The organism is Nostoc cf. commune SO-36, from assembly GCF_023734775.1.
GTDB lineage: Bacteria > Cyanobacteriota > Cyanobacteriia > Cyanobacteriales > Nostocaceae > Nostoc > Nostoc commune_A.
The window spans coordinates 1996726-2010859 of the sequence record NZ_AP025732.1 but is presented as its reverse complement, the minus strand read 5'-3'; the positions used below and the strand labels follow the sequence as shown (position 1 = coordinate 2010859).

General features: G+C 42.1%; 11 protein-coding genes, 1 tRNA gene and 1 pseudogene. 10 read left to right on the top strand and 3 right to left on the bottom strand.

The features are described from left to right. Window positions 1-15: 15 nt before the first annotated feature. The 6 genes from ANSO36C_RS08855 (at window position 16) to ANSO36C_RS08830 (ending at window position 7270) form a co-directional block, all read left to right on the top strand. A complete protein-coding gene (locus tag ANSO36C_RS08855) occupies window positions 16-2304 on the top strand; it encodes a peptidoglycan DD-metalloendopeptidase family protein (protein WP_251959226.1) in 2289 nt (762 codons plus the stop codon). A 167-nt stretch (window positions 2305-2471) separates the two neighbouring features. Continuing rightward, window positions 2472-2545 (top strand) — tRNA-Met (locus ANSO36C_RS08850). Window positions 2546-2643: 98 nt separating this feature from the next. Then, the gene (locus ANSO36C_RS08845) at window positions 2644-2877 is read left to right on the top strand and encodes a hypothetical protein (RefSeq protein ID WP_251959225.1); all 234 of its coding nucleotides are present in this window, start codon (window positions 2644-2646) and stop codon (window positions 2875-2877) included. A 1130-nt stretch (window positions 2878-4007) separates the two neighbouring features. Continuing rightward, window positions 4008-4910 (top strand): cell division protein FtsX, encoded by a 903-nt coding sequence (locus ANSO36C_RS08840; protein WP_251959224.1) that lies wholly within the window; start codon window positions 4008-4010, stop codon window positions 4908-4910. 43 nt (window positions 4911-4953) lie between these two features. Then, a complete protein-coding gene (locus tag ANSO36C_RS08835) occupies window positions 4954-5760 on the top strand; it encodes a DUF3598 family protein (RefSeq protein ID WP_251959223.1) in 807 nt (268 codons plus the stop codon). 16 nt (window positions 5761-5776) lie between these two features. Next, complete coding sequence (locus ANSO36C_RS08830; RefSeq protein ID WP_251959222.1) at window positions 5777-7270, top strand: BamA/TamA family outer membrane protein; 1494 nt, start codon at window positions 5777-5779, stop codon at window positions 7268-7270. 224 nt (window positions 7271-7494) lie between these two features. Here the strand turns inward: ANSO36C_RS08830 and ANSO36C_RS08825 are convergent, their stop codons facing one another. Continuing rightward, a complete protein-coding gene (locus tag ANSO36C_RS08825) occupies window positions 7495-9057 on the bottom strand; it encodes a caspase, EACC1-associated type (protein ID WP_251959221.1) in 1563 nt (520 codons plus the stop codon). Between the two features lie 182 nt (window positions 9058-9239). Next, complete coding sequence (locus tag ANSO36C_RS08820; protein ID WP_251959220.1) at window positions 9240-9473, bottom strand: hypothetical protein; 234 nt, start codon at window positions 9471-9473, stop codon at window positions 9240-9242. A gap of 615 nt (window positions 9474-10088) precedes the next feature. On the opposite strand from ANSO36C_RS08820, the gene ANSO36C_RS08815 reads away from it, so the two are divergent. From ANSO36C_RS08815 to psbA, 3 genes are all read left to right on the top strand, one after another. Beyond that, the gene (locus ANSO36C_RS08815) at window positions 10089-10517 is read left to right on the top strand and encodes a hypothetical protein (RefSeq protein WP_251959219.1); all 429 of its coding nucleotides are present in this window, start codon (window positions 10089-10091) and stop codon (window positions 10515-10517) included. Window positions 10518-10667: 150 nt separating this feature from the next. Continuing rightward, the gene (locus ANSO36C_RS08810) at window positions 10668-11018 is read left to right on the top strand and encodes a histidine triad nucleotide-binding protein (RefSeq protein ID WP_251959218.1); all 351 of its coding nucleotides are present in this window, start codon (window positions 10668-10670) and stop codon (window positions 11016-11018) included. A 175-nt stretch (window positions 11019-11193) separates the two neighbouring features. Beyond that, window positions 11194-12276, top strand: coding sequence for a photosystem II q(b) protein (psbA, locus tag ANSO36C_RS08805; RefSeq protein ID WP_251956458.1), 1083 nt, complete (start codon window positions 11194-11196; stop codon window positions 12274-12276). 399 nt (window positions 12277-12675) lie between these two features. Here psbA and ANSO36C_RS08800 read toward each other — a convergent pair whose 3' ends face one another. Next, window positions 12676-13356 carry a RibD family protein gene (locus tag ANSO36C_RS08800; protein WP_251959217.1) on the bottom strand — a complete coding sequence of 227 codons (681 nt, stop codon included), beginning with the start codon at window positions 13354-13356 and terminating at the stop codon, window positions 12676-12678. A gap of 329 nt (window positions 13357-13685) precedes the next feature. Between ANSO36C_RS08800 and ANSO36C_RS08795 the strand changes: the two are divergent. Continuing rightward, a pseudogene (locus tag ANSO36C_RS08795) lies at window positions 13686-13832 on the top strand (IS4-like element ISSysp3 family transposase); the annotation flags it as partial. Between the last annotated feature and the right edge of the window lie 302 nt (window positions 13833-14134).

The window sequence follows — 14134 nt, the reverse complement described above, 5'->3', positions numbered from 1 at the left end:
CATAGGAGGTCGTCTTTGAAACGAGCATTGAAAAAGAGAGTAAAAGCTGTGTTGAACAATAACCCCAGCAGCGATGAAGCCCCGGTAGAACTGCTAAATGTGATGAATCCAAAAGTTAACCGCCGGGTGCGGACAAAAGCCGCCATGATTGGCTTGGCAATCTCTATGGGAGCAACCAGCCTTTTGGTGACTCGACAAAGCGATCAAGCCCAAGCAGCGGTGCCAGTAGGCAGCCAAAAGGCAACCTCAGCGATTCCTGCTGTTCCTGACACTGAGGTGAAATTTGCCTCCACAAAGCTGGAGTCCCAAGCAGTCTCATCAGCGAGCGTGCCGGAAAATCCTGTGATCGTGGAACCAACGGCAGTCTCACAAGTGCCTGGGCTTGAAGCTAAATGGCAAGTCGCTGCCAATGGAATATCTTTGCAAGTTCCCCCATCAAACACTTTTTCTCAAGCAACAGCAGTTTATAAAAACTCCACCTACCTGAAGCCCCAACTGGCACAGGGATTGAACAATACGTTAGCTGAAACTAGTTTCCCAACAGTCAATAATCTGTCTGACTATAGTGCTGATAGTGCTGGTAGTACAAATGCATCACTAATTGCCCAGCCACAAATAGTAGCAACATCTGGGGCAGCAAACAGTGAAATAAATGCACAGCTTAAGGCGCAACAAGAGTTTGCACTAAATCGCTTACAAGAAAAATCGAACCGTTTAAGAAACAGTCTGGCACAGTTACGTTCTGGGGAAACCAAGAATTTATCACAAGCTGATATAGAATTAGCACAGCCAACAACTGTAGTTGAGAATACTGTATTAGCCCAATCTGACACTTCTGGCGATACAAGCAAAGCGAACCTGATATCGCGGTTAAAACAGAAGACACAGACAAGTGCATTTGTTGTACCAGCTACACCAACAGTTATTGCGGCCTCAACTCTAACAGCTTATGAAGTTAAGCCTGGAGACACCCTAGCAGCGATCGCCAGCAAACACAACACTTCAGTAGCAGAACTAGTTAGGGCAAATAACCTCAATAATCCAAATGAACTGCGGATTAGTCAAAAACTAGTTATTCCTGCTGTTCAAGTTGAAGCAACTGTAGCGACTCCCACTTTTGTAGAGTCCAGCAAAACTCCAAAAGTAGCCACCTCCCCTGTGAATATTGGTAGTGCTAACTCATATCTACCTACTTCACCATCACCAATTATTGCCGACAACAGTAGCGTTACCGTCCCTGCACCAGTAACTGTTCAGATTCAGGCAAATAGTGCAACCGACTTGGAAACAGCCCCCCCCAAGGCTAGGTCTTATGGCGTCGGTGGTGATGGGCCAGTGCCAACAGCTTTTGCCGAAATGCAACAGCCTAAAACACCAACAAATAGGGTAGCAAGGGCAAACAATAACAACAATGACCGTTTGCGGGGCTTACAAGCGGAAATCCAGAGGTTACAGCAGAAATATCGCGCTCAACAGTCTGGGAACTTAGTTGTGCCAGCAGCAGCTACCGAAGCTAATAATACTGCGATGGTCACTCCTATTTCTACTCCCAATAATTTCACTGTACCTAATCCCGTGTCTCGACAGAATAGTGTAGCGATACCAATTCCAGTTCCGACACCCATTCAATCTAACTATAGCGTTCAGCCAATTAAGCCTCAATTCCGTACTACTGTACGCCCTAGCGAACCAGTAAACCTAGAGTTCTTGCCTAATCTGGGGTCTGCCAGTCAGTGGACTCCCGTTCGCACTCCATCTCCCATAAATGTTGCAACTCCTTCTGGAAGAGTAAATGCCTCTGATTCCTTAGGAAAGATGCGGGGAACCACAGTTTCTCCACAAATCGTACCGCCTTTGGCAGCAGTGGATCAATATTTGCCCAGACCCATTGACGAACTTACACCTCCTCCATCTTCCTCAACCTTAGCTTACACATGGCCGGCGAAAGGCACTCTCACCTCTGGCTTTGGTATGCGCTGGGGAAGACCGCACAAGGGAATTGACATTGCTAACTCCACTGGTACTCCAGTTGTCGCCTCAGCAGAGGGTACGATAGAAAAAGCTGGCTGGAACAATGGTGGCTACGGAAACCTGGTTCAAATCCGCCATCCTGATGGCAGCACGACTCGCTATGCTCATAACAGCAAGATTCTGGTGCAACCTGGTCAGCAGGTGAATCAAGGAGAAACAATTGCTTTAATGGGTAGCACTGGTCACAGTACTGGGCCACACACCCACTTTGAAATCCATCGGACAGGCAAGGGAGCCGTTAACCCAATTGCCATGTTACCGGATCGCATATAATTTCTTGCCTTTTTGTAACTAAATCATTGCCTTGTTTTGTTGAGGGAGTTTACCTCCCTCTTTTGCTTTCTATAAACTCAACAGGGATGAAAGCTGTAAGAAATTTGCAAAAATTCTAGTATTGAGCAAATTTGTATGCTATACTAGTTTATGATTTGAAGATATATGGCTCAGTAGCTCAGTTGGTTAGAGCGCGGGACTCATAAGCCTGAGGTCGTTGGTTCAATTCCAACCTGAGCCACTTTAAAAATAAGACCACATAAGGGTTTCAGCTTCTAGTCAGGAATAATACTAGAGAGCTGAATTTCTATAAATAATAAGCACAATCATAAAACTCTCATGCTATCTAATCTTGCAGGAGTTTTAGATAAATCTAAACTAGTTATCCCATACGATGAGCAGGATAGACTAAAGCAACTTAAAACTGAGCTTAGATTCTACAACTTAGATGATAAAGGCTTACCTACTGATTGTGTTATGTCATTAGCTCTAGCTGCTTATGGCTGGAAAAGAATAAATAGTAATGATAGTTACACTGAAAATGATGAGGCTACAATTTATTTAAATGATTGATATAACTCATGGTTACTGTTTTTTATTAATCATTTAATCATTTGATTGAATAAGGTTAGTAAATCTGTTGCTGAGTTTTGAACAGCTTACTAAGCTGTATCAAGCTTACTCAGTGAAAATATTAGTGTCAATAATTACTTAATATAATAAGATTATATTAACAGGTATTGACTATTACCTGGCTATGAAATAAAATACTTAAAGTTGAAATGCTTATATAGTTGGCTTTATTAAAGAAACATCTCCAGAAATTAATTATGCGTTACCTGAAACTCTTGTAAAGACGTTGCATTGCAACGTCTTTACAAGAGTTTTCGGAGATGTCTAAGGGACTCATAAGCTTGGGGTCGTTGGTTCAACTCCGACCTGAGCCATTTTAAAAGTAAGACTAGATAAAGGTTTCAGCTTCTGTGCATTGGTGGTCATGGAAGCTGAATCTTTGTTTTAACTCTCCTTTGACTATCCAAAATAGTCAAGAGTGGTCAACGAAGAGGACAAGGGGCAGGGGGCGGGGGGCAGGGGGGAGATATCCCATAAATAAATTTAGCGAAAAGTTCTGTAGGCGGGTTTCCCGCCGTAGTAAACTTTTCAAGAGAGGGGCTTGAAACCCTTGTGGCAGGGTAACTCCAGTATTTTTCTCCCTTGCTTCCTGCTCCCTGCTCCCCTGCCTCTTTGGTCAAAGCTCTACAAAAGGCAGTCTCCAAGCTGGATTTATCCCCTTTTTTGCACCCTCTTGACAAACGTGCAATTACCTTAACCTCTCACCGATGGCAGGAAGGAAGTAGCAAGAGATAAGCTGTTACGCATTTAACTTGAATATTTATGTGAAGGCTGATGACCGATGACTGATAACCGTTAACCGTCAACAGTTAATAGTTAACGACCGTAAAGAGTGTTTATATAATTTAGGCCCACATCAGCTTCAAACCTGATGTATTGGCAAAGTTTGCGCCATTGACTATAAATAGTGGTGTTATCAACGCCAAGACGCAAGGGCTGAACTTAGCGCCTTAGCGTTGCAGTTTTCATGTATTTGCATCATATCTGTCGTAGGGGCGCAAGACCTTGCAACCCTACTACATGGTCTATTTACCTGAAAATAGCTGTAAGTTCTAATTTTGAGGTGATTTGTGTTTAAATCTCTGACAAAACTTGACTATCTACTCAAAGAAACTTTCCTCGGTTTACTGCGGGGAGGTTGGATGAATTGGGCAGCTATAAGTACTGTGACGGTATTACTATTTTTATTTGGCTTGAGTCTGCAAACCTCTTGGCAAGTCGAAAAACTACTATATCAGTTTGGTAGCCAGCTAGAAGTATCAGTTTATCTCGAACCAGATACGCGAATCGAAAGTATTGAGCTACTAATCGCCAAAATGCCAGAGGTGGCGGGGATACGAAGCATTACGAAAGAAGAAGCCTGGACTAAGTTAGTTAAGGAAATGAGAATTTCTGATATTGAGGGCGCTACTCAGCAGCTAGGTGAGAATCCTCTGGTTGATGAAATGAAAGTTAAAGCACGTAATTCTCAAGTTGTGCCCAATTTAGCAACCCAGTTGGCTAAGTTACCAGGAGTTGAAACGGTGCAGTATATCGATGAAGCAGTCAAACGTATTGCCCAGTTGCACCAAGGTTTGAACTGGATTACTTTAACAATTACAATTATTCTGACTTTAACAGCGATCGCAGTCACTACTACTACAATTCGGCTGATTGTCATGGCGCGTCGCCAGGAAATTGAAATTATGCAACTTGTGGGAGCAACTTCTATTTGGATTTACCTCCCGTTTATTTTACAAGGAATTGCTTTTGGTTTAGTTGGTGGTGCGATCGCTTGGAGTTTTATTTCTGTAATTCAACAGTTTCTCGGTAAGTTGCTAGTCAATCAACCTGAGTTTATCCAAGCCATCACCAACAAGGTGCAATTCACTCCAGCAGAAATTTTATTATTGCCTTTGATTCTTTTGAGTTTCGGTGCAGGTGTAGGATTAATGGGAAGCTTGTTTGCTGTCCGACGTTTTGCTAAAGGTTAGGCAGTGGGTATAAGGGGATGGGGAGACAAAGGGAGAAATCGCTATGAAATCGCAATGGGAATGTTTTTTGCAGAATCTCGGTGTTTGGGAAGGTTCATTTACGAATTTTTCCCCTCAAGGGACGCTTTTAAACGATACTCCTAGCCGTCTTTCCCTAGAATATTTAAACAATAGCCAGAAAGTGCGTCTAAGTCTCAGCCGTTCGGGACAAGATTTGATCAGAGAATTTAGTTCTGTGGGAGGGGGTCTGCTATTTTTTGAAAATGGTTCGTTTTCTGAAGGTTTAATTCAGCTAGGGCCATTTTCCGAATTTGGTGGAGAACTTGCCTTTGTTCATGAAAATCGCCGCTTGCGTCTGGTGCAACTCTTTGATAAGACCGGTCAGCTAAAGGAACTAATCTTAATTCGAGAACATCTAGCGGGAACCCCAGCAGCAGAACGCCCAACTTTGCAGATTAATGACTTGTTGGGAGAATGGCAAGGTCAAGCAGTGACAATATATCCAGATTGGCGATCGCCTGAGACTTACTCTACAGCCTTAAAATTACAACTTGATGATGCTGGGCAATTAATTCAAAGTCTTTCTTTTGCAGAACACACAATTACCTCAATTGCTACCATCAAAGGCTCTATTATTCTTTTTGATCAAAATCCCCAAAAGTCGGTGCAAGTATTAATGTTACCAGATGGTGCTTCTGCAACTTCTCCTCTTAAAGTGCAGTTACGTCAATCATTTTTTCTGGAAGTGGGTTGGTTAATCCAGCCAAACCTGCGCCAACGGATGATTCGCAGCTACAACGAGAAAGGCGAATGGGTTAGTTTGACGTTAGTTACCGAACAAAGGGTGTAATGGTAAAACTTTATTTATGCGTATTCAAATAGCTGTAGTTGCGATCGCAATAATTTTAATAGGTGGGCAAAATCTAGAAGCCATTGCCAACTCGCAATCTTCTACTGAAGATAACGCAGAACCTACGTTACAGATAGAGGCAGGGTATGCCAAATATGGTAATTATATAAGCTCAACTCCAATAGATAGTCAGTCTATCGAGTTTTCCCAGCGAATTGTCAAAGAAATCCAAATTCGTTTTACTAACGACAAAGATCAATTGCTCGATGACAAAGGTCAGCCGATCAAAGGACGGACTCAAAAAGAGTTTATCATTGGTCTGCTGAAACTCAAACCGGGTCAGGTATTCCGTCAAGATTTACTAGAAGCAGACTTGCAACGCTTGCGGAGATTAGAGTCATTTAATGAAGTCAATGTTTATCGCCAAGAAGATGCCAAGAGCGTTAATCTCATCTATGAAATTAAAGAGCGTAACTTTCCTTCTCTAATCTTAGGAGGCGGTAGTAACGAAGATGTTGGATTATTCGGTCGAGTGGGTTATAAAGATGAAAATATCAGCGGTCTTAACGATAAATTAGATACAACTCTACAAATCAGTGGTAAAGATGTCCAATTTAATGGTCAATTTACTAGTCGTTATCGTCCTGAAGAACCAAACCGCTTAGGCTATAGCATCAGAGGTTTTCGGAGTCGAAATATATCGGGAACCTTCAACGAAGATATCAGATTATCTAACGGTGAGAGAGTTCGTGAGGGAAGATTTGGCGGTTCCGTGGGAGTTTTACGAGCTTTTGATGAGTGGGAAACAGCTATAAGCTTTAATTATACCAGAATTAGCCTACGCGATCAAGCTTATGACGTTGTACAAGTTGATAGATTAGGGAGTCCCTTATCTGTGAGCGGTACTGGCATTGATGACTTATTTACATTATCCTTTGCTGTATCCAGAGATCAACGCGATCGCCGAGACAATCCGACTCAAGGATCAATCCTCACCCTTAGCACAGAGCAAGCGATTCCGATTGGACTGGGTAATATTTCCAGCAATCGCCTACAAGGAGATTATATTCAGTATTTACCAGTCGGTTGGATAGGTAATGGTAAACCAACTGATAATCCCGAAATGTTAGCGATTAATTTACAAATTGGCACGACTATTGGGGACTTTCCGCCAGCCGACGCTTTTAATATTGGTGGATTAGATTCTGTCAGAGGTTACGGTTATGGAAAAGTTGCTAGTGGTCGGAGTTATGGTTTAGCTTCTGTGGAATATCGGTTTCCAATTTTTCAGTCAATAGGAGGAGTTCTTTTCACTGACTTCGCCTCAGATTTTGGGTCTGGCAAAACCGTGTTAGGAGAACCAGGAGTGCTGCGAGATAAACCTGGAAGTGGCTTTGGTTACGGCTTAGGATTGCGAGTAAACTCATCCTTTGGGCTGATTCGAGGTGACTTAGGAATTAGTAACCAAGGAGAAGTTAGATTTGAAGTTACCACAGGTCAGCGATTTTAATTGGGGAGTTCTTTATTAACTGACACTTACAGCAGGCAGAATTCAGGTTTAGATTTGTGCAGGCAAATGTTTACTGATGAAGACTACTAAGTTATAGTTCAATACAGTTCAGTTAAGCATTTTTTCCTTCTCTCTGTGTTCTCTGCGCCTCTGTGGTTCGTTAAAAAAAATGATTTCACAAAGGGTTTTAGCCTTAACTGAACCGTATTGAGTTATAGTTAAGCTCAACCATCCGCAGCAGAATGTTTAGGGCGACCAACTGCGGATAAAAGCATTTCAAACAATTCATGTGGATTATTAGTACATCCGATAGCCCCTCTACGCTGCGATTCTGCTACATGTTCTGGAGTCTTTGAACTAGCATAAATGACAAACGGTGTTTGATTTCCACTAGAACGTAACTTGCCAAGAAGCGTATAACCAGCTTGTGCATCAAATGGCCGTCCCATATCTGAGATAATTGCATCAAATTTGTGTTTATTAAGCTTCTCTAGTGCTTCTTCTGTAGAGACTGCCAGCACAAAATTGATTCCCAATGCTTCGAGTGCTAACCGTTCATGAATGTTATTCTTTGGGCGATCGTCAACCCAAAGAACGGTAGAACTTTCTGCTGCTGCATTGGTTTGATTTTGGTGTAACTTTTGCGACTCCATAAGTTTCATCTCTGGCTCGATCTTGTCTACAGGCAGTAACCGTCTTTTTATAGCCTCGACATTCTCAGGTTTGAGAGCCAATGATGCCTGATAAGCTTTCAGAGCTTCTTCAATAGTCCGATTAAATGGGTAGCCTTCTGCACTTAGTGTCTCAACGAGAGTATCCTCATATTCTTGCAATTGCCGCTCATAATCTTGAAAAGGTTGTAAGACTTCAGCTTCTACTTTTTCTGCCTCCGGTGCAGAGATTTTTAATTGAAGTTGTCTAAGGTTAAGTAGTCTACGAGTAGGAACCGAAAATTTAATATTCCTTTGCTCTATCCATCGTTCAGCTTCTTGTTTTGCCCAATCCTCAACTTCTTTGCGATACTGCAATTTAGGATCATTTTTAGGCGATTTTGCTAAAACAATATCAAATCCTTGATCTTTAAGAGTGATTATGCGTGGAGTCATATTTTTATTAGCTGCATAAACTCTCTCGCTAGCATACTCATGTAACTCTTTTATTGAGATTTTGCCGTCGTTATCCGAGTCCGCCGCTCCAGTTTCTATTCCTTCAACTATATAACGAGTGTAAATTGAGAGGTCTATACCCTGTTCTTCAAAAGAATATTGAAGGGAGCTTGAAGAAGCTAATACAACTCTTCCTTCAGCACCAAGCTGATTCTCAAGTTCAGTACCAACGGAACTATCGTCTCTAAGTAGCAGATTTCCAAAAGCACCACTAAAACAGCAATCGAGAAAAAGAACAAAGCGAGTTACATAACTATATTGAATCCACTTATTAAGTGATTCAGCAGAAACAGCTGTAGCTTGAATCAACTTTTCTTTTAGTTTACGAGTATCTTTTGCTGAAAAGTAAAGCTCCCGTTGTTCATTCTTGGCTCCATGTCCTGAGTAAAACAGGACAGCTAAATCATCTGATTTTCGTTCCATAAGCCAAGTTTCAATCTTTATTGCCATTTCAGATTGAGTTGGATTGACTAAGATGGCTACTTCATCAAAACCACCCATCTCTGGATGTTCTAGCACCCGTTTCATAGCTGCTACATCTTTAGGAGGAGCTGGTAATGATTTAAAACCTGAACCTTCTAAGTATTCACCAACACCAATAAGCAACGCAACTTTAGCCATCTGCTACCTACTAAACTATTAATCCACAACAGATATTTTCAATTTAGATAATCTTTCAACTGCTTGAAGTTGCTGCTCTAATTGCTTTTCATTTTGATATTCCATAACAATTCTGGTTCCTGCTTCTTTATCCTCCCACTCCAGCTTCAGTGTTTTTCCATAGAAACGTTCACCTAAATAGTTTAGTAAAGCTTTATGTTACCAGCATTTACTTCTGTGTTAAGCAAACCTAATATAAATCCGGCAAGAGCAGGTTTGCTTGACTCTGGAATTTGATTCTCCCTAACTAACTCAACTTTATTCACCAATTCACCACGAATCTCATCAGCCACACTACTTGTTATGTCTTCCAAGCGTTCTGGAGAAAGTTGAGAATCAAACTGAGAGAAGTCAAGCAACACTTGTATATCTTCCATACATCCTTCCCATCTAGCACATTTGAGTTGTTAACCAGCTTATACGCATATTTGAGCTACAACAGTCTCATCCTCATTCAAGAGCGCACTACGGCAGAAGTCTTTAATGATACATTAGCATGCATTTGTCTCTACTTGTTCAAACTCTGCCACGCAGACCCAAAGTTGCTTATCATGAGACATTTCCTACTGCAATTGTCTAGCTTCATATCACTACATTGTCATTTGTCGATTTTAATAAACAAACCCCAGTTTGCTTACTCATTTGCTGTAAACGCTTACTCATTTTGGTGTTTTCCCCAAGCAAACCCCAGTTTGCTTACTCATTTGCTGTAAACGCTTACTCATTTTGGTGTTTTCCCCAAGCAAACTCCAGTTTGCTTACTCATTTGTTGTAAACGCTTACTCATTTTGGTGTTTTCCCCAAGCAAACTCCAGTTTACTTACTCATTTGTTGTAAACGCTTTCTTTTTTCAGTAATTTCAGCACTCATGAGAGCGATCGCTAATGTAACAAAAACCATTGCAGATTTGCCAAAATTTTCTCAGGCTATTCAATACTGAAATTACTTAAGGTAAAGAATATTAACAGTACTATATTACAGGGTGTAATATCATGGCTCGTAAAAAAAGAAGCTCTCCAGTGTTACAAAAAGCAGAGCGTCGTGCAGCTAGTATGAATTCAATTGATCCAAATTTAGATGTAGGCAATGGACTCACCCTACCTGCCTTTTCAACTCTCATTGAAAAGATGCGAAGTAAAGAAAATGCATACAACAGTGCCCTTTCAAACCTAGATAAGTTATACAGTGAAATGCTCCAAACAGAAAGCGAGTTGGCAGATATGGCAGAGCACATGCTGATGGGAGTTGGTACTCGATATGGCAAAAGGAGTGTAGAGTACGGTATGGCGGGAGGAGTTCCTAAGACCCCGCGCCGTAAAAGACTCCGAGGCGAGTCGCCAACTACTGCTTCGCAACAACCCTCATTTGTTGCAAGTGTCAACAGCAACGGAAATGGAAAAAAATCAGCAATAACAAGCTAAGATGTGTGCGATTAATCAAAATTTGTCAATAAACTTAATAGACATCTCCAGAAATTAATCCTTTGTAGGCGAAATTTATGAATTCCGCCTACATCCTCTTTACTCATCTCTCTAATATAAAATCTCTAAGAGATGAGTAGGTAAATTGGCATGAGTGAAACTACAGAAACGATTTTCAGCAAAATCATTAGTCGGGAAATTCCCGCAGATATTGTTTATGAGGATAATTTGACCCTGGCATTCAAAGACATCCATCCCCAGGCGCCCGTTCACATCCTTGTCATTCCCAAAAAACCCCTTCCCACACTAGCTGATGCTGAATCTGAAGATCATGCTCTGCTGGGGCATCTTTTGTTAACCGTCAAACGTATTGCCGAAGAAGCGGGACTAAAAAATGGTTATCGAGTTGTCATCAATACTGGTGATGACGGCGGTCAAACAGTCCATCACTTACATCTACATATATTAGGAGGACGACAGTTAGATTGGCCCCCTGGTTGATAAAACCAGATGAATTGCGTCTCTAGACGCGATTCATCAATAAAAGATATGACTCTTATAATGAATGCAGATGTAACTTTTCTTTACAAATCTCAATTTTGCTTCTAATGTAATAGACATAGGTAAGCAAATTTGCTTATCCAAATCATACATAACTAACCGCAATCATAAAACAATGACAACAACCTTACAACAGCGCTCAAGCGCCAATGTATGGGATCGATTCTGCGAATGGATCACCAGCACCAACAACCGTATTTACATCGGTTGGTTCGGCGTAGTCATGATTCCAACCTTGTTAGCCGCTACCGCCTGCTTCGTAATCGCCTTTATCGCAGCACCTCCAGTAGACATCGACGGTATCCGTGAACCAGTTGCAGGTTCATTAATTTACGGAAACAACATCATCTCCGGTGCAGTTGTTCCTTCCTCCAATGCAATCGGCTTGCACTTCTACCCAATTTGGGAAGCAGCATCCTTAGACGAGTGGTTGTACAACGGTGGCCCTTACCAATTGGTAATTTTCCACTTCCTGATTGGCGTATTCTGCTACTTGGGTCGTGAATGGGAACTATCCTACCGCTTAGGTATGCGTCCTTGGATTGCTATAGCTTATTCTGCACCAGTAGCAGCAGCAAGCGCAGTCTTCTTGGTATACCCAATCGGACAAGGTTCTTTCTCAGATGGTATGCCCTTGGGTATTTCTGGAACATTCAACTTCATGATCGTGTTCCAAGCAGAACACAACATCTTGATGCACCCCTTCCACCAACTCGGTGTAGCAGGTGTATTCGGCGGAAGTTTGTTCAGTGCAATGCACGGTTCACTTGTAACTTCTTCCTTGGTTCGTGAAACAACCGAAACCGAATCACAAAACTACGGTTACAAATTCGGTCAAGAAGAAGAAACCTACAACATCGTTGCAGCCCACGGCTACTTCGGTCGTCTAATCTTCCAATACGCTTCATTCAACAACAGCCGTTCACTGCACTTCTTCTTAGCAGCATGGCCTGTAATCGGCATCTGGTTCACCGCCTTGGGTGTAAGCACAATGGCGTTCAACTTGAACGGTTTCAACTTCAACCAATCAATCATTGACTCTGAAGGTCGTGTGATTGCAACTTGGGCAGACGTAATCAACCGCGCTAACTTGGGTATGGAAGTAATGCACGAGCGCAACGCTCACAACTTCCCTCTAGACTTGGCTGCTGGTGACTTTGCTCCTGTAGCTCTAACCGCTCCTGCTATCAACGGTTAATTCTTAAGTCTTAGCTAAATCAAAAAGCGCTCTCCTGAAAAGGAGGGCGCTTTTTAGTATTATGACTACCAAGAAAAAAAGCTAGCCTAAAACCCAATACAGTTCAGTTAAGCATCTCTTTCTTCTCTCTGCGTTCTCTGCGCCTTGGCGGTTCGTTAAAAAATTGACTTTGGAACCAGAGTTTTAGCCTTAACTGAACCGTATTGGCCTAAAACCAGCTTTTAGCAGATTGCCTCGTTCCCAGTCTCCGACTGGGAATGCCCGTCGTTGAGGCGGAGCCTCAAGACTTGCGGCAGAGCCGCAATTGAAGTGCATTTACAGCCTCTGGCTGTAAACGAGGTTTTAAAAGAGTTTTAACTTAATTTATTTTTTGGAAGCCCCTAATATATCAGCGCATTTTTACTTGAGTATCCGATAGTGTAAAAACAACTCACTTCCAATCTGACGAGTTTCGACGAGTTGAAGATGAGGCGCTGCACTAGGAAGAAAACCCTCTCCTTCTACAGGACTAGGAGCGTACTTTCCTCCAAAAATAACCGGCCAAATTGTCAACCACCAATCGTCAATTCGCCCAGCTTTTACTAGAGAAGCTGTTAAAGAGCCGCCTCCCAAAACAACGATTTTATGAATACCTCGCTCTGTTATTAGGCTGTAAGCCCGATCCCAGTCTAGGTCTGTATCTCCCAAATCAATTAATTCAGCCAGTTTTTGCAAAGTTTTTGTATCAGAATTGCGTTCTAAACCAGTTCGTGTTGTAAAAATCCATCGCTCAATGTCCTGGCTTAAAAAAGGCAAGTCCAGCGATAGGTCAAGAGAACCTGAGACAACGCAGGTAATGGGTTGGGGAGATTGACCCCGAACTTTGCGTGCTGCCAACAGTTCAGGATTACGAATTGTAAAAGTTCCCCCCTCAGCCCGAATCGTCCCTGCTCCTACCAAGACTAAATCAGCAAATGAAACTTGATACTCCAGATGGGCTTGATCATCTGGATCGGCATCACGGGGTGCTTTAGGATCTACGGCACTAATCTTTCCATCTGCCGTCATGGCAAGAACCACAGTTGTTTGGATAGCTGACATGATTACATTCTGACGGTTCTTTATAATTTTACCTTTTTGAATTCTTCACTATGAATACTTGTTAGATTGTGCTTTATACCAATTCTTTATGAAGCTGCATAGAATTCGATCCCCCCTAACCCCCCTTTTTAAGGCTACCGTGTATACACAAGTCGGATGTAAAGTAGGCGCAGAGGATTTTTGAGAAGCAAAAACTATGGATAATCCAATCTTAATTCACGCATCGACGACACCAGGAACGGCATTTGGAGACCCAAGGCTGATAAAAAGGGGGCAGCATTATACGAGGCGATTCGTAAGCACCAATCGATAAATATCCGGCAAATCATTGGATCATTGCTCGACTTGGTGGATGGTCTGGTTATACCTCTGGTAGGCCTCCTGGAATGCCTACCCTTGTTCATGGTTTAAGACAATTTGAATCCATCTTTATCGGCTGGAAACTCGCTCTGGATGGACTTGTGTATACACGGTAGGTTAAAAAGGGGGATTTAGGGGGATCTAAAATTTTTGATACTGACAAGAGGACTTTTCAAACATCCTCTAAGAAGCTGAACCCTGTTGATATCACTCACTGATAGCAACGATTTATCAACCAAGGGTATAGAAGCGAGTATAGACAAGTCAGGCAAGCTGCAATATGAGCAGATTCTATTGGTGCGGACCATACCTGGAATTAGGGACTTGCAAGAAAATAAAGTACCAGCTAAACAGGGACAATAGTAATATCCCATTTGGGTAATGTTTCAGAACGCTGCCATTGGGGTTGGTATTGTTC

Bases quoted from the DNA above. Each gene is read 5' to 3' on its own strand.
- psbA (WP_251956458.1), top strand. From the start codon at position 11,194: ATGACAACAACCTTACAACAGCGCTCAAGCGCCAATGTATGGGATCGA.
- ANSO36C_RS08820 (WP_251959220.1), bottom strand. From the start codon at position 9,473: ATGGAAGATATACAAGTGTTGCTTGACTTCTCTCAGTTTGATTCTCAA.
- ANSO36C_RS08845 (WP_251959225.1), top strand. From the start codon at position 2,644: ATGCTATCTAATCTTGCAGGAGTTTTAGATAAATCTAAACTAGTTATC.
- ANSO36C_RS08815 (WP_251959219.1), top strand. From the start codon at position 10,089: ATGGCTCGTAAAAAAAGAAGCTCTCCAGTGTTACAAAAAGCAGAGCGT.
- ANSO36C_RS08800 (WP_251959217.1), bottom strand. From the start codon at position 13,356: ATGTCAGCTATCCAAACAACTGTGGTTCTTGCCATGACGGCAGATGGA.
- ANSO36C_RS08830 (WP_251959222.1), top strand. From the start codon at position 5,777: ATGCGTATTCAAATAGCTGTAGTTGCGATCGCAATAATTTTAATAGGT.
- ANSO36C_RS08835 (WP_251959223.1), top strand. From the start codon at position 4,954: ATGAAATCGCAATGGGAATGTTTTTTGCAGAATCTCGGTGTTTGGGAA.
- ANSO36C_RS08810 (WP_251959218.1), top strand. From the start codon at position 10,668: ATGAGTGAAACTACAGAAACGATTTTCAGCAAAATCATTAGTCGGGAA.
- ANSO36C_RS08825 (WP_251959221.1), bottom strand. From the start codon at position 9,057: ATGGCTAAAGTTGCGTTGCTTATTGGTGTTGGTGAATACTTAGAAGGT.